General features: G+C 63.4%; 20 protein-coding genes. 13 read left to right on the top strand and 7 right to left on the bottom strand.

Going from position 1 to position 21,650, the window contains the following annotated elements:
* Window positions 1-52: 52 nt before the first annotated feature.
* Window positions 53-745: a PAS domain-containing protein gene (locus tag AC2FNA_RS00515; protein WP_496823600.1), complete on the bottom strand. Its 693-nt coding sequence runs from the start codon at window positions 743-745 to the stop codon at window positions 53-55.
* A 247-nt stretch (window positions 746-992) separates the two neighbouring features.
* On the opposite strand from AC2FNA_RS00515, the gene AC2FNA_RS00510 reads away from it, so the two are divergent.
* The 10 genes from AC2FNA_RS00510 to phoB all read left to right on the top strand — a co-directional run bounded on the left by AC2FNA_RS00510 (window position 993) and on the right by phoB (window position 10,492).
* Window positions 993-1,883, top strand: coding sequence for a YicC/YloC family endoribonuclease (locus AC2FNA_RS00510; protein WP_496823598.1), 891 nt, complete (start codon window positions 993-995; stop codon window positions 1,881-1,883).
* A gap of 18 nt (window positions 1,884-1,901) precedes the next feature.
* Window positions 1,902-2,543, top strand: coding sequence for a guanylate kinase (gene gmk / locus AC2FNA_RS00505; protein WP_011047676.1), 642 nt, complete (start codon window positions 1,902-1,904; stop codon window positions 2,541-2,543).
* Window positions 2,540-3,064 (top strand): gamma carbonic anhydrase family protein, encoded by a 525-nt coding sequence (locus tag AC2FNA_RS00500; protein ID WP_496823596.1) that lies wholly within the window; start codon window positions 2,540-2,542, stop codon window positions 3,062-3,064. Before gmk ends, AC2FNA_RS00500 begins: the two co-directional genes overlap by 4 nt.
* Before the next feature lie 15 nt (window positions 3,065-3,079).
* On the top strand, window positions 3,080-4,126 hold the full coding sequence (locus tag AC2FNA_RS00495) for a sensor histidine kinase (RefSeq protein ID WP_496823594.1): 1,047 nt from the start codon (window positions 3,080-3,082) through the stop codon (window positions 4,124-4,126).
* Between the two features lie 213 nt (window positions 4,127-4,339).
* Window positions 4,340-5,368 (top strand): substrate-binding domain-containing protein, encoded by a 1,029-nt coding sequence (locus AC2FNA_RS00490; RefSeq protein WP_496823592.1) that lies wholly within the window; start codon window positions 4,340-4,342, stop codon window positions 5,366-5,368.
* Between the two features lie 72 nt (window positions 5,369-5,440).
* Window positions 5,441-6,901, top strand: coding sequence for a phosphate ABC transporter permease subunit PstC (gene pstC / locus AC2FNA_RS00485; protein ID WP_496823590.1), 1,461 nt, complete (start codon window positions 5,441-5,443; stop codon window positions 6,899-6,901).
* Window positions 6,898-8,256 carry a phosphate ABC transporter permease PstA gene (pstA, locus tag AC2FNA_RS00480; protein ID WP_496823588.1) on the top strand — a complete coding sequence of 453 codons (1,359 nt, stop codon included), beginning with the start codon at window positions 6,898-6,900 and terminating at the stop codon, window positions 8,254-8,256. Before pstC ends, pstA begins: the two co-directional genes overlap by 4 nt.
* A 14-nt stretch (window positions 8,257-8,270) precedes the next feature.
* A complete protein-coding gene (pstB, locus tag AC2FNA_RS00475; protein WP_496823586.1) occupies window positions 8,271-9,068 on the top strand; it encodes a phosphate ABC transporter ATP-binding protein PstB in 798 nt (265 codons plus the stop codon).
* 17 nt (window positions 9,069-9,085) lie between these two features.
* A complete protein-coding gene (phoU, locus tag AC2FNA_RS00470; RefSeq protein ID WP_234144245.1) occupies window positions 9,086-9,787 on the top strand; it encodes a phosphate signaling complex protein PhoU in 702 nt (233 codons plus the stop codon).
* Between the two features lie 15 nt (window positions 9,788-9,802).
* Window positions 9,803-10,492 (top strand): phosphate regulon transcriptional regulator PhoB, encoded by a 690-nt coding sequence (gene phoB, locus AC2FNA_RS00465; RefSeq protein WP_011047684.1) that lies wholly within the window; start codon window positions 9,803-9,805, stop codon window positions 10,490-10,492.
* A 16-nt stretch (window positions 10,493-10,508) separates the two neighbouring features.
* Here the strand turns inward: phoB and AC2FNA_RS00460 are convergent, their stop codons facing one another.
* Window positions 10,509-11,420 carry a LysR family transcriptional regulator gene (locus tag AC2FNA_RS00460; protein WP_496823584.1) on the bottom strand — a complete coding sequence of 304 codons (912 nt, stop codon included), beginning with the start codon at window positions 11,418-11,420 and terminating at the stop codon, window positions 10,509-10,511.
* 98 nt (window positions 11,421-11,518) lie between these two features.
* Between AC2FNA_RS00460 and AC2FNA_RS00455 the strand changes: the two genes are divergently transcribed.
* The 3 genes from AC2FNA_RS00455 (at window position 11,519) to AC2FNA_RS00445 (ending at window position 15,639) form a co-directional block, all read left to right on the top strand.
* Window positions 11,519-12,745, top strand: a complete 1,227-nt coding sequence (locus AC2FNA_RS00455) for an acyl-CoA dehydrogenase (RefSeq protein ID WP_496823582.1) — start codon at window positions 11,519-11,521, stop codon at window positions 12,743-12,745.
* Window positions 12,746-12,887: 142 nt separating this feature from the next.
* Window positions 12,888-14,636 (top strand): SulP family inorganic anion transporter, encoded by a 1,749-nt coding sequence (locus AC2FNA_RS00450; protein ID WP_496823580.1) that lies wholly within the window; start codon window positions 12,888-12,890, stop codon window positions 14,634-14,636.
* Between the two features lie 232 nt (window positions 14,637-14,868).
* Window positions 14,869-15,639, top strand: a complete 771-nt coding sequence (locus AC2FNA_RS00445) for an SDR family oxidoreductase (protein ID WP_496823578.1) — start codon at window positions 14,869-14,871, stop codon at window positions 15,637-15,639.
* On the opposite strand, the gene AC2FNA_RS00440 is transcribed toward AC2FNA_RS00445, so the two are convergent.
* From AC2FNA_RS00440 to AC2FNA_RS00420, 5 genes are all read right to left on the bottom strand, one after another.
* Entirely contained in the window at window positions 15,636-16,505 is an 870-nt protein-coding gene (locus tag AC2FNA_RS00440; protein WP_496823576.1) for an acyl-CoA thioesterase, read from the bottom strand. The genes AC2FNA_RS00445 and AC2FNA_RS00440 overlap by 4 nt on opposite strands.
* A gap of 16 nt (window positions 16,506-16,521) precedes the next feature.
* The gene (locus AC2FNA_RS00435) at window positions 16,522-18,477 is read right to left on the bottom strand and encodes an acetoacetate--CoA ligase (protein WP_496823574.1); all 1,956 of its coding nucleotides are present in this window, start codon (window positions 18,475-18,477) and stop codon (window positions 16,522-16,524) included.
* Window positions 18,474-19,709 carry a serine hydrolase domain-containing protein gene (locus AC2FNA_RS00430; protein WP_496823572.1) on the bottom strand — a complete coding sequence of 412 codons (1,236 nt, stop codon included), beginning with the start codon at window positions 19,707-19,709 and terminating at the stop codon, window positions 18,474-18,476. Before AC2FNA_RS00430 ends, AC2FNA_RS00435 begins: the two co-directional genes overlap by 4 nt.
* Before the next feature lie 105 nt (window positions 19,710-19,814).
* A complete protein-coding gene (locus tag AC2FNA_RS00425; protein WP_496823570.1) occupies window positions 19,815-20,615 on the bottom strand; it encodes an IclR family transcriptional regulator in 801 nt (266 codons plus the stop codon).
* Window positions 20,612-21,640, bottom strand: coding sequence for a phosphotransferase (locus tag AC2FNA_RS00420; RefSeq protein ID WP_496823568.1), 1,029 nt, complete (start codon window positions 21,638-21,640; stop codon window positions 20,612-20,614). The genes AC2FNA_RS00425 and AC2FNA_RS00420 overlap by 4 nt, the downstream gene beginning before the upstream one ends.
* Window positions 21,641-21,650 lie beyond the last annotated feature (10 nt).

Here is a 21,650-nt window from a genome sequence, read left to right as displayed (position 1 = left end):
TTGGCCCGGGACATCGTCCCGGGCCATTTCCGTTGTGACCCCGAGTTTTCCTTCAATCCTCGGGTAGAACCAGGCGCAACTGCGGCTTGCCGCCCGCAAATCCCGTGCGTGGTTCGGCAAACCCCACAGTTTCAGCAGGCCCAGAGATCTGTTCCGTTGCCGTGTCAGCTGCCGCAGGAAGGTCGCGCAGAGTCGATCCGGCGATCTCGAAGCGGCGCCCGCCAGTGCCCAGCGGCCCATCCGAGATCATGATACCCAGAGCCCGGCTGACATCACCGAAATCGCTTTGCAGCGGCAAGAGGATCATCCGCGCCTCGACCCGAGGAGCGGTGAACCGCCGTTCCGCGTTCAAAGTCATTTCGGCGATGGCCGGCGTGTCGAAGACATGTTCCAGCGTGGCCCCGATCTCGGAGCGGGCGGCAGCGGTGAAAAACGCGGTCAGCGGCATGCCGCGCACCTCCATCCCGGCCATCTCGCTCAGATGGCTGCCGGCCAGGCGGAACCGGGCGATACCGGGTGCAATCCGTTCCAGTATGAACGTGTATTCCAGGATGTTCTCCAGCCCGCGCGGGTCGATGTCCGAGCGTCGCGGCACCCCGTCACCGTCGCGCAGGGCCGCCCAATAGGCTTCGGCCTGCCGAAGCGGCGACACGGTACGTCCGCTGCGAAACCGGTCCATCGAGATTACGTTCCCCGCACTGTCCCCGGATCCCGACCGGAATTTGCCACCAAAAAAAGTCTTCATCACCGTTACCCTGTTGCTCGTCGTTCTCCTGCCTTGGCTCGCGTCCTGCAGGGCAAGGGCTGAGCTTAAGACAGGTTACCTAAACGTTAACCTGCCACGGGTTGCCCCAATCTTGGACCTAATTCTTAACGAATGGTTAACTGGGTAAAACTTGACGAAAATCCGGCCGGGTCTTGCCCAAGGGGCGGGCTTGGCATTAGGTGCGGGGGCATTTCCGGCTGGACCGGAACCACCAGAGAGGGCAGCGATGATCAGATCCATGACCGGTTTCGCCTCGGCGCGCGGCGAATTGGCGCCGTTTAGCTGGAGCTGGGAGCTGCGCAGCGTGAACGCCAAGGGGCTGGATCTGCGTCTGCGCGTGCCCGAATGGCTCGAAGGTCTGGAGACCGCGATCCGCGCCGATCTGGGCAAGGCGCTGACGCGCGGCAGCGTGACGCTCAGCCTGCGGCTGAGCCGGGGCGAGGAGGGCGCGGCGCTGTCTCTGAACCCGGCGGCGCTGGCGGCGGTGCTGGAGGCGCTGTTGGAGGTCGAGGATCAGGCGATGGCGCGGGGCATGACGCTGGCACCCTCGCGCGCGGCCGATCTGCTGGCGCTGAGGGGGGTGCTGGAGGCCGGTGGCGGCGGCGACGATCCGGCCCCGCTGGTGAAACGGCTGAAGGCCGAACTGGGTCCGCTGATCGCCGCATTCCTGCAAATGCGCGAGACCGAAGGCAAGGCGCTGGTCGAGATTCTGCAAAACAACCTGACCCGCGTTGCGGACCTGAGCGCGCAGGCGGCGGCGCTGGCAGAGGCGCGAAAACCGCTGGTGGCCGAAACCCTGCGCGCCAATCTGGCCCGCGTGCTGGGCAACAGCGACGGCGCCGATCCCGACCGGGTGGCGCAGGAACTGGCCATGCTCGCCGTCAAGGCCGATGTGACCGAGGAACTGGACCGCCTGCAAGCCCATATCAAGGCCGCCCGCGACCTGCTGACCCAGGGCGGCGCGGTGGGCCGCAAGCTGGATTTCCTGATGCAGGAATTCAACCGAGAGGCGAACACACTCTGTTCAAAGTCGCAAAATGCTGATCTGACCGGGGTAGGGTTGGAGCTGAAGGCGGTAATCGACCAGATGCGCGAGCAGGTGCAGAATGTGGAATAAAGACAGGAAGCAAGACAGATGACAGACCGCCGTGGCCTCTTGATCATTCTCTCCTCACCCTCGGGAGCGGGGAAGTCCACGCTCGCCCGTCGGTTGATGAGCTGGGACCCGGGTCTGAAATTCTCGGTCTCGGCCACCACCCGCGCCCCGCGCCCGGGCGAGGAACATGGCCGCGAATACTACTTTCTGAGCGAAGACCAGTTCAAGGGACAGGTGCGGCGCGGCGAGATGCTGGAACATGCCCATGTGTTCGGCAATTTCTATGGCTCGCCCGCAGGCCCCGTGCGCGACACGATCGAGGCAGGCCAGGATGTGCTGTTCGACGTTGACTGGCAGGGCGAGATTCAGATCCGCAACTCGGATCTGGGCAAGCACGCGCTGTCGATCTTCATCCTGCCGCCGTCCATCAAGGAGCTGCGACGACGCCTGGAAAGCCGGGGCCAGGACAGCGCCGAGGTGATCTCGCGCCGGATGCTCAAAAGCTGGGACGAGATCAGCCACTGGGGCTATTACGATTATGTCCTGATCAACGACGATCTGGACGCCACCGAGGAACGGCTGAAAACCATTGTCAGCGCCGAGCGGATGCGCCGCATCCAGCAACCGGCGCTGCAAGAACATGTGCGCAAGCTGCAAAGTGAATTCGAGGACCTGTCATGACCATCTATGCCCTGGGCGAGCACCGCCCGCATATCCATCCCGACACCTGGGTCGCCCCCGATGCCAACCTGATCGGCAAGGTGGTGCTGGAAGAGGGCGCCTCGGTCTGGTTCGGTTGCACCATCCGCGCCGATCACGAAGAGATCCGGATCGGGCAGGGGAGCAATGTGCAGGAAAACTGCGTCATGCATATCGACGCGGGCTATCCCCTGACCATCGGAGCGAACTGCACTATTGGCCACAAGGTCATGCTGCATGGCTGCACCATCGGGGAAAACTCACTGATCGGCATGGGCGCAACCGTGCTGAATGGCGCCAGGATCGGCCGCAACTGTCTGATCGGTGCTGGTGCCCTGATCACCGAGAACAAGGAAATCCCCGACAACTCGCTGGTGATGGGGGCGCCCGGCAAGGTGGTGCGCCAGCTTGACGAGGCCGCCGTCGCCCGCATCGCCTGGAGTGCCAAGCACTATCAGGAAAACATGCGCCGGTTCCGCGACAGCCTGACCGTGGTCGACTGACTCGGGAACGCCACGATGCCCGAGGATCAGAACCAAGAGTTTCTGGCCGCCATGCCACTGGCGGCCCTGCTGGTCGATCAGTCTGAACGCATCATCGCCGCCAATACCGAGGCGCAGACGCTGTTGGGACAGCAGATCGTCGGGCGGCACTATGCCACCATCCTGCGCCAGCCGCAGGTGATCGAGGCAATCGAGCGCTCCCTGCGCGACAAGGGCGCCAGCCGCAGCCGCCATCTGGCCAATGACGGCGCACAGGACACCACGTTCGAGGTGGCCTGCCGCTATGTGAAGGGGATCGGCGCGGTTGCGGGCGGCGCGGTGCTGGTCAGCTTTAGCGACGTCACCCCAATGGAACAGGCCGGGCAGATGCGGCGCGATTTCGTCGCCAATGTCAGCCACGAGCTGCGCACGCCGCTGACCGCGATCATGGGCTTCATCGAAACCCTGCGCGGCCCGGCGCGCAACGATCCTGCCGCCCAGGACCGGTTCCTGGGCATCATGGAGCAGGAGGCCGGGCGGATGAACCGGTTGGTGGGCGACCTTCTGTCGCTCAACCGGGTCGAAAGCGAAGAGCGGGTCCGCCCCCGAGGCGCGGTGGATCTGACGGCGCAGATTGCTTCGACCCTCAATTCACTGCGCCCGCTGGCAACCGAGGCGGGGGTCGAACTGCACAGCACCGGTCCTGAGACCCCGGTCATTGTGCCCGGAGACGAGGACCAGATCCGCCAGGTCCTGACCAACCTGATCGAGAATGCGATCAAATATGGCGGCAGCGGCGGCGAGGTGCGCGTCACCCTCAGCGAGGCCGAGCGCGACCCTGCGGTGCGCGGTCCCGCCGCCCGTATCCAGGTCTCGGACAAGGGGGCCGGCATCGACGCGGTGCATCTGCCTCGCCTGACAGAGCGCTTCTATCGCGCCGACAACCACCGCTCGCGCCAGAAGGGCGGCACCGGACTCGGGCTGGCCATTGTCAAGCATATCGTTAACCGCCATCGTGGCCGGATGCGGGTGGAAAGCACCCTGGGCAGCGGCACCACTTTTACCGTGATTCTGCCGAAATAGCGCCGACTCGTCGCCCCGGGCAATGATCCGCCGCTGCAACAGCGACGTCATGCTTCTGTCACATGGCTGTCATGCAAACTTGCCGTCACAAATCCTGGCTTTGTCATATCCCTGTTACATACCCGTCACAAAAGCCTCATGCACGACCCCTAGAAGTCGGCCCGAGATCATCATGGGGATGATCACTAGATTACCGCTGTCAAGGAGACTGCAATGTCCTTTGTGAAACTGTCGGCTTCGGCCCTGGCAATTGCTGCTGTTTCGGCTACCGCTGCCGCTGCCCGCGATCAGATCCAGATCGCCGGCTCGTCTACCGTTCTGCCCTATGCCGCCATCGTTGCCGAAGCGTTTGGTGAAAACTTTGAATTCCCGACACCGGTCGTGGAATCGGGCGGTTCGGGCGCCGGCCGCAAGAAGCTTTGCGAAGGTGTTGGCGAAAACACCATCGATATCGCCAACTCGTCTTCGCGCATCAAGCAGTCGGACATCGACCTGTGCGCCTCGAACGGCGTGGCCGAGATCCAGGAGGTTCGCATCGGCTATGACGGCATCGTGTTCGCCTCTGACATCAACGGCGCAACCTTCGCCTTTACCCCGGCCGACTGGTACAACGCCCTGGCCGCCAAGGTGGTCAAGGACGGCGCTCTGGTCGACAACATGAACAAGACCTGGAAAGACGTGAACCCGGCCCTGCCGGATCAGGCGATCCTGGCCTTCATCCCGGGCACCAAGCACGGCACCCGTGAAGTGTTCGACGACAAGGTGATCCACGCTGGCTGTGAAGCCACCGGCGCCGAAGAACTGTTCAAGGCCGCGGGCGACGAAAAAGCCAAGGGCTGCAACGCACTGCGCACCGACGGCGCGTCGATCGACATCGACGGCGACTATACCGAGACCTTGGCCCGCATCGACGCCAACAAGAACGGCATCGGCGTGTTCGGCCTGTCGTTCTACCAGAACAACACCGACAAGCTGGTCGTTGCCACCATGGACGGCGTGGTTCCCTCGGTTGAATCGATCGCTTCGGGTGAATATCCGGTGTCGCGTCCGTTGTACTTCTACGTCAAGAACGCACACCTGGGCGTGATCCCTGGCCTGCAGGAGTACATCGAATTCTTCGTCTCCGACGAGATCGCCGGCCCCGATGGCCCGCTGTCCGCATATGGCCTGGTCTCTGACCCGGAACTGGCAGCAACCCAGGAAGCCGTTGCCAACCGGACCCCGATGGGCCCGCTGAACTAAGCAAAGCCCCAATGGCCGACGGTGTCCGCGCGACGCCGTCGGTCTTTTTTACTCCCTCTGCGGAAGAGCAAGATGAGCGTCAGCATCATTACCCTGATCGTGCTCGGCATCGCCGTGCTCGGCTATTTCCTCGGGAGGCAGCGCGCCCTGTCTCTCTCCGCGAGTTCCGGCAAGAGGCTGCATTCCCTGCCGGGTTATTATGGACAGATGGTATTTCTGTTCTCGGCCGTTCCGGCCCTGCTGCTGATGGTGGCATGGCTGTTCATGCAGCCGATCCTGATCGAAGGCCGCATCAGCGCCGATATTCCCGACAGCGTGATCCCGGAAGGTGGCGCCCGCAGCCTGGTGATGGCCGACGTGCGGCGTATCGCCGGCGGGCTTGACGCGCTGATGACCGATGGTGGGATGTCCGAGGCAGAGCTTGATCAGATGCGCGCCGATTTCACCAACATTCGTGCACGTTTGGCGAGTGTCGGCATTGCGCTAGGCGCGGAAGTGCCGGTGCAGGTGTTCGAGGCGGCCAAGGACTATCGCAAGGCGAACAAGACCGCGTCGCTCTTGATGAGCGCTCTGGTCCTGGCCGTGTGTGCCGCAGGCACGCTGCTTGCCATGTCGCGCGTTTCCCCCGACCGGCGCGCACGCAACGTCAGCGAAGGCTTCGTTCTTTCCCTGCTTGTCGGCGCCTCTCTGGTGGCGATCCTGACGACAGCCGGTATTGTCGCCTCTCTGCTGTTCGAGACCTTCCATTTCTTCAAGCTGTACCCGGCGCGGGAATTCTTCTTCTCGACGGTCTGGAACCCGCAATTCCGCGGTGGATCCGAACTGGGCATCCTGCCGCTCCTGTGGGGGACACTCTATGTTTCGTTCATCGCGCTGCTGTTTGCGGTACCGATCGGGCTGCTGATCGCGATCTATCTTGCGGAATATGCCAGCAAGACGATGCGAGCCTTTGCAAAACCCGCGATCGAAGTCCTGGCCGGTATTCCGACCATCGTCTACGGCCTGTTCGCACTGATCACCGTGGGGCCGTTCCTGCGCGACTGGATCGCGCAGCCGATGGGGTTGGGCAATTCGTCCTCGTCGGTGCTGACCGCCGGTCTGGTCATGGGCATCATGCTGATCCCCTTCGTCAGTTCCCTGTCGGACGACATCATCAACGCGGTGCCGCAATCCATGCGTGACGGGTCCTTCGGTCTGGGTGCGACGCAATCCGAAACGATCCGCCAGGTGATCCTGCCGGCAGCGTTGCCGGGGGTCGTCGGCGCCATTCTGCTCGCGGCCAGCCGGGCCATCGGCGAGACCATGATCGTGGTCATGGGGGCGGGTGCTGCCGCCAAGCTGGGCCTGAACCCGTTCGAGGCGATGACAACGGTAACCGTGAAGATCGTCAGTCAGCTGACTGGCGATACCGAGTTCGCCAGCCCTGAAACCCTGGTGGCCTTTGCCCTGGGTCTCACCCTGTTTGTCTTTACCCTCGGGCTCAACGTCCTCGCGCTCTACATCGTGCGCAAATACCGGGAGCAGTACGAATGACCGACGCAACCGCGAATTCAATCGGGGCATCCCCCAGGCGGCATGCCGGATCGCTGTTCGACAAGGACGCGCGGACACGCAAACGCAACTCGGCCGAAAACCGGTTCCGGATGATGGGGCTGGCCGCGGTCATCTTCGGTGTGCTCTGCCTTGCGGGTCTGCTGGGTTCGATCATCTCGAACGGGGTCTCGGCCTTCAGCCAGACCTTCATCACGGTGGATGTCTTTCTGGACCCGGCGAAACTTGACAAGGCGGGCGACCGCAACCCGGACAAGATCGCCAAGGTGACGACCTTTGGCTATGCGCCGCTGATCGCGAACGCGATGGAGCAGGCCATGGAACAGGCCAGTATCAATGTCGAGGGTATCAACAAGAAGGATGCCGCCGAGCTGGTGTCCAAGGAAGCGCCGGCGCAGTTGCGGAACTATGTGCTGAACAACATCGACCAGATCGGCGAGACGGTACAGTTCAAAGTGCTCGCCTCGGGCCGGATCGACGGCTATTACAAAGGCCGCGTCACCATGGCCTCGGCCGAGCTTGACCGGAACATCTCGCCCGCGCAGTTGCAGCTGGCCGATCAGATGAAGGAGGCCGGATTGCTGCGAACCGGTTTCAACTGGCAGTTCTTCACGGCGCCCGATGCTTCGGACACACGTCCGGAAGCCGCCGGTCTGGGCGTTGCCATCCTGGGGTCGCTCTACATGATGATGATCGTGCTGCTGCTGGCGCTGCCGTTGGGGGTTGCAGCCTCGGTCTATCTGGAGGAGTTCGCGCCGCAGAACTGGCTCACGGATGCCATCGAGGTGAACATCGCCAACCTGGCCGCGGTACCGTCTATCGTGTTCGGTATCCTTGGCCTTGCGATCTTCATCAACATGGCGGGACTGCCGCAATCGGCGCCCATCGTCGGCGGCCTTGTTCTGACGTTGATGACGCTTCCGACGATCATCATCGCCACGCGCGCCGCGCTCAAAGCGGTGCCGCCGTCGATCCGGGATGCGGCGCTGGGGGTAGGGGCGTCCAAGATGCAGTCGGTGTTCCACCATGTCCTGCCACTGGCCGCGCCTGGCATCTTGACAGGCACCATCATCGGCCTTGCACAGGCCCTGGGGGAGACCGCGCCGCTGCTGCTGATCGGCATGGTTGCCTTTGTCCGCGAGTTTCCCGCGGGCCCGCCGGAGGGGTTCTTCGACCCTGCCTCGGCGCTGCCGGTTCAGGTCTACAACTGGACGCAACGTGGTGATCCGGCCTTTGTCGAACGGGCATCGGGTGCCATTATCGTACTGCTCGTCTTTCTTCTGTGCATGAACGCACTGGCAATCATACTGCGCCGCCGGTTCGAACGCCGCTGGTAAAGGAGAGCGACAAAATGAACGACATGTCTCGACTGGAGAGAACCGTGGGAACCAAAGAAATCAAGATGGAATGCCGCGACTGTCAGGTCTATTATGGCGACACGCACGCGATCAAGGACGTGAACGTCGATATCGAGGACAAGACCGTCACCGCCTTCATCGGGCCGTCTGGCTGCGGCAAGTCCACGTTCTTGCGCTGCCTGAACCGGATGAACGACACGATCTCGGTGGCGCGCGTCGAAGGTGTGTTCATGCTGGATGGCGAGGACATCTATGACAAGCGGGTCGACCCGGTTCAGTTGCGCGCCAAGGTCGGCATGGTATTCCAGAAGCCGAACCCGTTCCCCAAGTCGATCTATGACAACGTGGCCTATGGTCCGCGCATTCATGGACTAGCCCGGAGCAAGGCGGAACTGGACGATCTGGTCGAGCAAGCGTTGCGCCGCGGCGCCATCTGGGACGAGGTCAAGGACCGGCTGGACGCACCGGGCACCGGCCTGTCGGGCGGCCAGCAACAGCGACTGTGCATCGCCCGCGCCATCGCCACCGAACCCGAGGTGCTGCTGATGGACGAGCCCTGTTCGGCACTCGACCCGATCGCCACCGCCCAGGTCGAGGAACTGATCGACGAGCTGCGGCAGAACTATTCGGTGGTGATCGTTACCCACTCGATGCAGCAGGCCGCTCGGGTCAGCCAGAAAACCGCCTTTTTCCACCTCGGCCAATTGGTGGAATACGGCGAGACCGGCCAGATCTTTACCAATCCTGAAGATCCCCGGACCGAAAGCTATATCACCGGCCGCATCGGCTGAGGACAGGAGCAGGACACATGGCTCAACAACATATCACCTCGGTCTATGACCGGGATCTGGAGGCGATCCAGGCCCATATCATGAAGATGGGCGGCCTGGTCGAGGCGGCAATCATGGCTTCGGCCCGGTCGTTGGAAACCCGCGACGCGGAACTGGCGAACGAGGTGCGCGCCGGCGACAAGGCGATCGACGCACTGGAAGAGTTGATCAACCAGGAAACCGCGCGCCTGATCGCGCTGCGCGCGCCCACGGCAGGCGATCTGCGGCTGGTGCTGACGGTGCTCAAAATCGCCTCGAACCTGGAGCGGATCGGCGATTACGCCAAGAACATCGCCAAGCGGACCACGGTGCTGGTCGATCAGCCGCAGGTGGGCGACAGCGCCGCAGCCCTGCGCCGGATGGCGCGCGAGGTCGAGCTGATGCTCAAGGATGCGCTGGACGCCTATATCCAGCGTGACGCCGAGCTGGGCGCCGATGTGATCGAGCGCGACCATGAGGTGGACCAGATGTATAACGCGCTGTTCCGCCAGTTCCTGACCTTCATGGCCGAGGACCCGCGCAACATCACTCCCTGCATGCATCTCCATTTCATCGCCAAGAATGTCGAGCGCATGGGCGACCATGTCACCTCGATCGCCGAGCAGGTCGTCTATCTCGTCACCGGCAACCGCCCCGACGAGATGCGCCCCAAGGGCGATGTGACGTCAACCACCGCGTAAGGAGGCACGGGACAGATGTCAGCCGATCAACCCAGCGTTCTGGTGGTCGAGGATGAAATGGCGCAGCGCGAGGTGCTGGCCTATAATCTCGAGGCCGAGGGGTTTCGCGTGATACGCGCCGAGAACGGCGAAGAGGCGATGCTGCTGGTCGACGAGGACACGCCTGATATCATCGTGCTGGACTGGATGATGCCGAACCTGAGTGGCATCGAGGTCTGCCGGCGGTTGAAGACCCGGCCCGAGACCCGCAGCATCCCTGTCATCATGCTGTCGGCGCGCAGCGAAGAGGTGGACAAGGTCCGCGGGCTGGAAACCGGCGCCGACGATTACGTGGTCAAACCCTATTCGGTGGTCGAGCTGATGGCCCGCGTGCGCAGCCAGCTACGCCGGGTCCGCCCCTCGACCGTGGGGCTGCGGCTGGAATACGAGGATATCGTGCTGGATGCCGAAACCCACAAGGTCAGCCGCTCGGAAAAGCCGCTGAAGCTGGGCCCGACCGAGTTTCGGCTGCTGTCGACCTTCATGGAGAAACCGGGCCGGGTCTGGAGCCGCGAACAGCTGCTGGACCGGGTCTGGGGCCGTGACATCTATGTCGATACCCGCACCGTCGACGTGCATATCGGACGGCTGCGCAAGGCGCTGACCCAGCATGGCGGAGACGATCCGGTGCGCACGGTGCGCGGCGCGGGTTACGCGCTGGGCTGAGGCGGGCAGGGGGCGTCTAGCGCGGCAGGCCCTCCTCGGGCTCGGCCTGCGCCGCCAGCCAGTGGCGAAAGGCGCGCAGCGACGGGTCGTTGCCGCGCGCGCGTGGCCAGACCAGGTAATAGGCGCCCAGGGTTTCGACCGCGTCGGGATAGGCGGCGACCAGCCGCCCGGTGGCCAGGTCCTGTTCCACCACGTAATTCGGCAACAACGCCACCCCCAGCCCGTGCAGCGCCGCCTGTCCGATGGTGGCGAACTGGTCGTAAAGCGTGCCGGGCAACGTTTCGGGGCAGGCGACCCCCATCTGCGCAAACCAGTCCTGCCAAGCGCGCGGGCGGGTCTGGATATGCAGCAGCGGTAGACGTAGCAGGTCGCCGGGCGATTTTGGCGCCCCATGTGGCAGCAGGCCCGGCGCACAGACCGGCAGCACCCGCTCCGACTTGAGCAGCAGCCGGTCGGTGCCAGGCCAATCTGGTTCGCCAAAATGAATCGCAGCATCAAAGGGTTCTGTGGCAAAGTTGAACGGGCGCAGCCGGGTGGTCATGTTGATGGTGATATCCGGGTGCAGGCGCGAGAATTCGGGAAGGCGCGGCATCAGCCAGCGCATCCCGAAGGTGGGCAGGATCGCCAGATTGACGGTGCCGCCCGCCGGCGCCACCTGCAACCTAAGAGAGGCCTGCGCGATCCGGTTCAACGCCTCTCGGATCTCGGTCACGTAGTCCTGCGCCGCCGGTGTCAGCGACAGCCGCTTGCGGTCGCGCCGGATCAGCTCCACGCCCATCTGTCCTTCGAGCGTCTGCAACTGACGGCTGACCGCACTTTGCGTCAGCGCCAGTTCCTCGGCCACAGCCGAGGCCGAGCCGAGCCGGTCCAGCGCCTCGAGCGCGCGCAGCGAGGAGATCGACGGAAAGAACTTGCGCGAGGTCAGCATGTATGCGTTTTACTCATGAAAACCCGCAAAAGTCTCGCTGTATTTTGCGGTTCGGGAAAGATATGGTCCCGTCAGACCGTATTTCAGGAGTTTTCCCGATGGATATCGCCGCCAAGCCCGCCCTGCGTGACAAGGACAAGCCCGATCTGGGCGGTTTCGACTGGGAGGATCCGTTCCGCCTGACCGACCAACTGAGCGAAGACGAACGCATGATCGCCGATGCCGCCCGCGCCTATGCGCAGGAAAAGCTGCAACCGCGCGTCACGCAAGCGTTCCAGACCGAACATACCGACCCCGAGATCTTTCGCGAGATGGGTGAAATGGGCCTGTTGGGCACCACCATCCCCGAACAATATGGTGGCATCGGCGCGGGCTATGTGACCTATGGCCTGGTGGCGCGCGAGGTCGAGCGTGTCGACAGCGGCTATCGCTCGATGATGTCGGTGCAAAGCTCGCTGGTGATGTACCCGATCTATGCCTATGGCAGCGAAGAGCAGCGGATGAAATACCTGCCTAAACTCGCCAGCGGCGAATGGATCGGCTGTTTCGGCCTGACCGAGCCCGATGCCGGGTCGGACCCGGCCAGTATGAAGACCCGCGCCATCAAGACCGACGGCGGGTATCGGCTCACCGGTACCAAGATGTGGATCTCGAACGCGCCGATCGCCGATGTCTTTGTCGTTTGGGCCAAGTCTGACGCGCATGACGGCAAGATCCGTGGCTTTGTGCTGGAGAAGGGCATGAAGGGGCTGAGCGCACCGAAGATCGAGAACAAGATGTCGCTGCGCGCCTCGATCACCGGCGAGATCGTCATGGACGGTGTCGAGGTGGGCGAAGAGGCGCTGTTGCCGCATGTCTCGGGCCTGAAAGGTCCGTTCGGCTGTCTGAACCGTGCCCGCTATGGTATCAGCTGGGGCGTTATGGGCGCCGCCGAGGCCTGCTGGCACGGCGCGCGGCAATACGGCCTGGACCGCAAACAGTTCAACCGCCCGCTGGCCCAGACCCAGCTGTTCCAGCTGAAACTGGCCAATATGCAGACCGAGATCGCGCTGGGCCTGCAAGCCAGCCTGCGCGTTGGCCGCCTGATGGACGAGGCCAAGGCCGCGCCCGAGATGATCTCGATCGTCAAGCGTAACAACTGCGGCAAGGCGCTGGAAATCGCGCGCCACGCCCGCGACATGCATGGCGGCAACGGCATCAGCCTGGAATTCCAGGTGATCCGCCACATGGTGAACCTGGAGACGGTGAACACCTATGAAGGCACCCATGACGTGCACGCCCTGATCCTGGGCCGGGCACAGACCGGGTTGCAGGCATTTTTCTGACCCTCCCTCAGGTTTTGAAATCAAAGGCGCGGGGCTCAGGCCTCGCGCTTTTTTCATCTGGCCCCCTTCACATTCGCCGTGTTTCATTCATATAAGGTTACGTGAATATGTATGGCTGGCACGGATCGGGCAGGGGACAGGGATGAATCAACGCATACGCGGGCTGGCCCGGACCTATCTGCCGATCCTCGACTGGGGCCGCAGTTATGGCCGAGCGGAGTTGAGTGGTGACCTGATCGCCGCCGTCATCGTGACCGTGATGCTGATCCCGCAGTCGCTGGCCTATGCGTTGCTGGCGGGTCTGCCGGCCGAGGTGGGGCTATACGCCTCGATCCTGCCTCTGGTGGCCTATGCGCTGTTTGGTACCAGCCGGGCGCTGGCGGTGGGGCCGGTGGCGGTGATCTCGCTGATGACCGCCTCGGCGCTGGCGCCACTGAACCTGTCGAGCGTTCCCGAATACGTGGCCGCTGCGGGGGTGCTGGCGCTGTTGTCGGGCGCTATGCTTCTGGCGATGGGCGCGCTAAGGCTAGGCGTCGTCGCAAATTTCCTCAGCCATCCGGTGATCGCGGGGTTCATAACCGCCTCGGGCCTGCTGATCGCGGCGAGCCAGTTGAAACATATCCTTGGCGTGCAGGTGCATGGGCATACTCTGCCCGAAATCCTGCTCGATCTGGCGCGGCATCTGGGACAGGTCAATCTGGCAACGCTGGTGACAGGCCTAGTCGCTCTTGGTTTTTTGTTTTGGGTTCGCAAAGGACTAGCGCGCGTTCTGCATGAAAAATGCGGCCTGCCGAAGGCTCTCGCCTCCACGTTGGCGCGGATTGGACCGATCTTTGCCGTCATTGGCACAACGCTTGCGGCCTGGGTGCTTAACCTGCCGTCGCTGGGCGTTGCCGTGGTGGGTGAGGTTCCAATGGGTCTGCCGCCCTTTGGCCTTCCGAGTGTAGACTGGGGCCTTATACCGGCGCTGATCGGCCCGGCTGCGCTCCTCTCGATTATCGGGTATGTCGAAAGCGTTTCCGTCGCGCAAACCCTTGCTGCCAAACGCAAACAGCGTATCGACCCCAATCAGGAACTGATCGCGCTGGGAGCCGCCAATATCTCGTCTTCGCTGTCTGGCGGGTACCCGGTGACAGGAGGTTTCGCGCGCTCAGTGGTGAATTTCGATGCCGGGGCCGAAACGCCTGCGGCAGGAGCCTTTACAGCCGTGGGCCTGCTGGTGGCTGCGCTGTTCCTGACACCGCTCCTGTATTTTCTGCCCAAGGCGACGCTGGCCGCTACCATCATCGTGGCGGTGCTGTCGCTGGTCGATCTGTCGATCCTGTCGCGGGCCTGGTCCTATTCGCGCGCCGATTTCGCTGCTGTCTTTGCCACCATTGCGCTGACCTTGCTCGCTGGCGTTGAAATAGGCGTGGCCAGCGGCGTGCTGATTTCGCTATTGCTCTTTGTCTGGAAAACCTCGCGCCCGCATGTGGCCGAGGTGGGGCAGGTGCCTGGCAGCCAGCATTTCCGTAACATCCTGCGCCACAAGGTAGAAACCGATCCCGCCGTGGTGACGCTGCGCATAGACGAGAGCCTCTATTTCGCCAATGCCCGCCGGATGGAGGACCTGATCCTGAACCGGGTCCTGCGCGACCGCGACACCTTGCGCCACGTAATTCTGATGTGCTCGGCCGTGAACGAGGTCGATTTCAGCGCGCTGGAATCGCTTGAGGCGATCAACCGACGGCTGGGCGATCTGGGTGTCAAACTACATCTGTCCGAGGTCAAAGGACCGGTGATGGACCGTCTTGCCCGCAGTCATTTTCTTGAAGAACTGACAGGGCGGGTATTCCTGTCGCAATACGACGCCTTTGCCGCGCTACGCTCGAAAAGGGCGGATCGTATGTGATCCAGAGTATGATATCCGTGACTCTTATAATCGGTATTATGTATTCTAAACGTACACCCAGATGCCGGAACGTCACGCAGATGGCGTGGATTGGCACCGCCCCGCGCTTGCGCTAGCGTTGAGGGAAATCCCGGGCAACCAAGCCCGCTCAAACAATGGCGATCGCTGAGGGTGTTCCCGTAACACACTGATCAGACGTCGCTTTAGCCAATGCGCAATATGGGAGACCGCCGTGGAACTGAAAGACAGGATCGTTGTCGTGACCGGTGCGGCCAGCGGCATCGGGCGCGGCCTCGCCGAACGCTTCGCCGCCGAGGGCGCGAAATGCGTTGTTTGTGCTGACCTGAACCTGCAAGGCGCCGAGGACGTTGCGCAAGCGGTTGGCGGTGTCGCCCTGCGCTGTGATGTAAGCCGCGAGGCTGATATCGCCGCCCTGATCGAGCATGTGGAAACCCTGATCGGTCCCATCGACCTCTTTTGCTCCAATGCCGGTATCCTGACCATTGGCGGCATCGAGACACCGGATGCGGACTGGCAGCGCATCTGGGATATCAACGTGATGTCTCAGGTCTGGGCGGCGCGCCATGTGGTGCCGCGCATGATCGCGCGCGGTGGTGGCTATCTGCTCAACACGGCCTCGGCGGCGGGTCTGCTGAATCAGGTTGGCGCGGCACCTTATGGGGTCACCAAACACGCCTCGGTTGGTCTGGCCGAATGGCTGGCGATGACCTATGGCGATGACGGGATCGGCGTGTCGGTTCTGTGTCCGCAGGCGGTCCGCTCGGAAATGACGCGCGGGCATGAGGAATCGGTGGCGGCGCTGGACGGACTGCTGGAACCCTCGGACGTGGCCGAGGCCTGTGTTCAGGCCATCCGCGATCGGCGCTTTCTGGTGCTGCCACATCCGCAGGTTCTGGACTATATCCGTATGAAAACAGCAGATTACGACCGTTGGCTGGGCGGCATGCGCAAGCTGAACCGGCAATTCGGCGGCAAGCTTTAGCCTTCGGATTTCAGGCGCCGCATCAGCCCTTCCTGCGCCACGCTGGCCACCAGCGTGCCATCCTCGGCATAGATCTTGCCCCGGTTGAAACTGCGCCCGGCGCCGGTCCACGGGCTGTCCATCGCGTAAAGATGCCAGTTCTCAAACCGGATCGGCGCGTGAAACCACATGGCATGATCCAGGCTGGCGCCGTTGACCTGACGCGTATACCAGCTGAGCCCGTGCGGCCGCAGGCCCGAGCCCAGCAACCCCATGTCCGAGGCATAGGCGAGCAGCAGATGCTGCATCGCCGGCCCTGCCCCGGCTGCCGCACCCATGCGGAACCAAAGGTAATGACGGTCGTCGGTCGGGATCGGCTCGAACATGTCGCGCGGCTCGACCTCGCGGATTTCGATGGGACGCGCGCGGGTGAACTCGGCGCGGTACTTCTGCGGGATACGGTCGATGAAACGCTCTTGCAAAGCCTGTCGCGTCGGATGGGTTTCAGGACCGGAAATATCCGGCATCGGATGCTGATGATCCCAGCCGTCATCGCCCGCATGGAACGAGGCCGACAGGTTCAGGATCTGGCGCCCATGTTGAATTGCCACCACCCGACGGGTTGTGAAAGAGCCTCCATCCCGCGCTCTATCCACTTGATAGATAACGGGAATGGATGGGTCACCGGGGCGGATGAAATAGGCATGCAGCGAATGGCACAGCCGGTCCTCGACCGTGCGATAGGCAGCGGCCAATGCCTGGGCGATGACCTGCCCGCCATAGATGCGGGTCGGCGTTTCCCCCCCCGATCCGGTGCCACGAAACAAATCCACCTCCAACCGCTCGATATCGAGCAGGTCAAGCAGCTGGCGTTCCGCATCGGTCATGTCGCATCCTCCGGCGTCAGCGTCGCCCGGCCGCGTAAGTCACGAAGAAATCGAAACTTTCCGGGTTCGCCATCGAGTCCCGGTTCACCACCTGCGCCGGGTCGCCCCCCAGTAGCAGTTTCTTGACTGGAACTTCCAGCTTCTTTCCCGACAGGGTGCGCGGCACCTCGGCGATCTGAACGATGTCGTTGGGGATGAAGCGCGGCGACAGCGTTTCGCGGATGGCCGTCTTGATGCGGTCACGCAGGGCCTCGTCCAGCAGCTGCCCCGGCGCCGGCACCACGAAGAGCGGCATGAAACTGTCGCGGCCCAGAAACTCCAGATCGACCACAAGGCTGTCCAGCACCTCGGGCAGCGCCTCGACCGCGCGATAGATCTCGGACGAACCGAGCCGCAGCCCCTTGCGATTGATGGTGGCGTCTGAGCGGCCATAGATCACCGAACCGCCCTCTGGCGTGATTTCGATCCAGTCGCCATGGCGCCAGATACCGGGATAGGTGTCGAAATAGCTCTCGTGCAGGCGGCTGCCATCCGTGTCGCCCCAGAACCCAAGCGGCATCGAGGGGAGCGGTTCGGTGCAAACCAGCTCGCCCACTTCGCCAATGATCTCATTGCCTTCCGGGTCAAAGCTGCGCACGGCGTTACCCAGATAGCGGCATTGCATCTCGCCTGCACGCACCGGCAGCATCACGTTGCCGCCGACAAAGGCCCCGCACAGGTCGGTCCCGCCCGAGATCGGCGCCAGCCAGATATCCGGGTCCACGGCGTCATAGACCCAGTCATAGCCCTCGGCCGTCAAGGGCGAGCCGGTGGTCCCCAGCGCTTTGAGCGACGACAGATCCAGCGACTCGCGCGGGCGGATCCCCGATTTCAGGCATTGGGTGACATAAGCCGCGCCGACGCCGAAACTGGTCACCCGCTCGTCGGCCACCACGCGCCAGACCGCCAACATGTCGGGGTGGTTGGCCGCCCCGTCAAACAGCACCACGGTGGCACCCTGCCCCGTGGCGACGAATTGCGCGTTCCACATGATCCAGCCGGATGAGGTGAGCCAGAGAAAGCGGTCGTCAACGCCCAGATCCTGATGCAGCGCCTGTTTGGCGCCCTCCATCAGGATACCGCCATGACCATGCACGATGGGTTTCGGGTTGCCGGTGGTGCCCGAGGAATAGACGATCCACAGCGGATGATCGAAGGGCAGATCGGTAAATTCCGCTCTGGCCGTGCCTTGCGTCATCTCGTCCCAAGGGGTCATCCCCGGCGACGCATCCCCCATCACCGGCACCAGAACCGTGTGGGTCAGGCTGGGCAGACCGGCGCGAATCTCCTCCAGCACGGGACGCCGGTCGATGGTGCGCCCCGCGTGAACATAACCATCCTGCGCGATCAGCACCTTGGGTTCGATCTGGCGAAACCGGTCCAGGATCGCCACATGGCCCATGTCCGGGGCGCAAAGCGACCAGATGGCGCCAATACTGGCCGCGGCCAGAAAGGCGATCACGGCACTATCAGTATTGGGCAGGATCGCGACCACCCGGTCCCCCTGCCCCACGCCCATGGCGCGCAGCTGTGCGGCCACATTGGCCACCTGTTGCGCCAGTTGCGCCCAGCTGACCTCCTTGCGGCCGAACCCCTCGGAGCGCAGGATCAGCGCAGGTGCCTCGGGGCGGCTCTCGGCATGGCGCAGCATTTGCCGGGCAAAATTGGTGGTGACGCCGGGAAACCAGACCGCACCGGGCATCCGCCGCTTGGCCAGCACCCGACCGTCGCCCCCCTGAAACGGCATGCCCGCGAAATCGCGGATCGCAGTCCAGAACCCAGCCAGATCCGTAATGCTCCATTCCCAGAGGGCATTGTAGTCGTCAAATTCCAGCCCGCGCTCCTCTGCCAACCAACGCTGAAACGCCGCCATGCGGCTTTGCTCGGCGCGGGCTTTGCTTGGGGTCCAGAGAATGGGCCGGGGATCTGTCATTCGCTTAATGCTCCATGGATCAGCGCCTTGAGTTCCGACCGCGAGGGATAGGCGCTGGAGGGTGACAATTGGGTGAAGAACACCACCGTCATGTCATTGACGCGGTCCAGCCAGAAAAAGGTCGAGGCCATGCCGCCCCAGCTGAAATCACCGACCGATCCGGGGGTGCGGGCGCGGGCCGGGTCCAGAACCACGGCGCCACCCAGGCCAAAGCCCATCCCCTCCATCGGCTGTTCGGCAAAGCTTTGCGGTCCCATTGAGGCGATATCGCCCGGCAAATGGTTGCGCATCATGAAATCAAGCGTTGCCGGGCCGATCAGGCGATGCCCGTCCACCTCGCCACCCCGGCGCAGCATCTCGGCAAAGCGGCGGTAGTCGTCGATCGTGCTGACCAGACCGCCGCCGCCGGAATACATGCTGGCATTCTCGAAAGGCGAGTTGCCCGCCTCGTCGAACAGGCGCAGCGTATCGCCGCCGGAATGGGCATCGTTAAGCGCCATCGCATCCCCGGCCAGAGGCGTATAGAGCGAGGCGAACCGGTCGCCCGCGCCCTCGGGCACGCTGAACCCGGTCTCGGTCATGCCTAGCGGGGCGAAAATCTCGTCCTGAAAAAACTGCGCCAGAGTCCGGCCCGACACCACCTCGACCACACGCCCCAGAATGTCGATGGAAACCGAGTATTCCCAACGGCTTCCCGGTTGAAATGCAAGTGGTAGCGCCGCCACCTTGTCGACCATGTCGGCCAACGCGCCCTGACCCGGTTTGAACAGCAGATCCTGCGCCTCCATCGCGCGCGCCAGAACGCCCGGGTTGAACGGATAGCTCAGCCCGGCGGTATGGGTCAGCAACTGGTGCAGCGACGGCGAGGGTGCTGGCTCGGTCTGGTCAATCGCGCTTGCCCCGGGCACCAGCGCCTGCATGTCCGAAAAGGCCGGCAGAAAGGTCGACACCGGCGCGTCGAGATGGAACAGCCCGCGTTCGGCCAGCATCATCACCGCAAGCGAGGTTACCGGCTTGGTCATCGAATAGATGCGCACCAGCGTGTCACGGGTAAAGGGCAACTGGTTCTCGATGCTGCGCTGACCGGCTGCGTGGAAAAAAATCTCGTGCCCGCCCTGGCTGACCAGCACCGAACTGCCCGCATAGCGGCGCCGGTCGACATAGCCCTGCATCCAGCCCGCGATCCGGCCCAACCGGCCGGTGTCGAGTGTCCTGTAACCGGGGTCGGGCATCGCGCTATCCTCCTGCTGTCGCGGCTGGGCCGAGTGTCACCCGGCCCCCGCGCCAAGGAAAGTACGTAGGAATACGGACCCTTGTCGAGAGAGCACGCCAGCCCCTCATGGCACCATGCCCAGGCTGCGCCCGGCTTCGATCAGCAGCGGTGCATAAACACGCTCCAGCTCTTCTGGGGTGACATGGAAACTGGGCCCGCCCAGGTTCAGCCCGTGCAGCCGGGCACCACCCAGCGACAGCACCGGCACCGCGATGCCGTTCACATCCGCCCGCCAGTCGCCATATCCGGTGCAATAACCGCGCGCGGCGTATTCCTCGACGGCGCGCTCGATCTGGCTGCGCAGCTCTGCCTCGGGGAAGCCCAGGTCGCGGGTTCCGGCGGCGATGGCCGCCTCGCGCTCCTCCGCCCCCATCCCCACCAGGATCGCCCGCCCGATGGCCGAGCGGAACAGCGGCAGGCGCGAGCCCACATGCATGCTGAGCGAGACATTCTCGCGCGAGCGTGACACCGCGACATAGATCACCTCGGCCCGATGCACCTCGCCCAGGGCGGCGGTGATATAGGGGTTGCCGCCCGCGCGCAGGTCGCGCAGCACTTCGGCCGCGCGGTCGCAGATATCCATGCCCGCCAGCACACCCATGCCCAGTTGCAGCACGCCAGCGCCCAGCCGATAGGCGCTGGTTTCACGGTCCTGCACCAGGTAGCCCAGCTGGCACAGCGTATAAGTCAGGCGCGAGACGGTTGGTTTGGGCAGGCCGGTGCGTTCGGACAGGTCGGTATTGGTCAGCAGCACTTCGCCGGGGCGAAAACTGCGCAACACATCCAGCCCCCGCGCCAGCGCGGCGACGAAGTTGCGGTCTTTGCTCTCGGCCAGGCCGTCCGTATCACCGCACTGCCCGCTCACCCGCGCAACGCCCTCAACCCGTTTTGCGCGAACACCGCCACATACTGGCCCAAGCGCCGGGCGCGTTCGGGGTTTGACGCATTGCCATCCAGCGCGCGTTTATAGACGCCCTGGATGATCGCCGCCATGCGGAAGAAATTGAAGGCAAGGTAGAACCCGAACCGGTCGATCCCGCCGATCCTACGCCGCGCGCAATAAGCGGCGATGAACTCGGCGTCCGTCGGCAAACCCAGCGCGGCACGGTCGACACCGGCCAGCCCGCGCCCCTCCTTGCCCGGCGGCATCTGCCATTGCATGATCACGGCGGCCAGATCCGCATAGGGGTGGCCAATGGTCGACAGCTCCCAATCCAGCACGCCCAGACAGCGGCTACCGTCCTTTTCGAACATCATGTTGTCGATCCGGTAATCGCCATGTACCAGCGTGCGTTGACCGTCATCCTCGGGCATCTCCTGTCCCAGCGCCTCGATCAGCGCGTCCATGTCGGCGATGGTTTCGGTTTCCGAGGCCAGGTATTGCTTGGTCCAGCGCGAAAGCTGGCGTTCGAAATAGTTGCCCGGCGGGCCATAATCGGACAGGCCCACCGCGTCGATATCGACCGAGTGCAGCGCCGCCAGCACCCGGTTCATCTCGTCGATGACAGCGGTGCGGGTCGCGTTGGTTTCGCCCTCCATCGTCGGTTCGTAGAAATTGCGCCCGTCCAGATGCTCCATCACGTAAAAGGCCGACCCGATCACCGCGTCATCCTCGCACAGCAGATACATGCGCGGTACCGGCACATCCGTGCCCGCCAGCGCGCTTTGCACCCGGAATTCGCGATCCACCGCATGGGCGGATTTGAGCAGCAAGCCGGGTGGCTTGCGTCGCAGCACATAATTGCGCGCGGGGGTCTTCAACAGAAAAGTCGGATTAGACTGGCCAACGTCGAATTTGCGGGCCTCCAGCGGCCCGGCATAGCCCGGCAGGTGGTCGCGCAGATAGGCATCGACGGAGCTCAGGTCGAGGCTGTGGGTCGTGTCGCTCATATCCTGTCCC

It is taken from the genome of Ruegeria sp. YKSD163, assembly GCF_059612905.1.
Note: the sequence above shows the minus strand (reverse complement) of the source record. Positions and strands in the feature narration are given on the sequence as shown.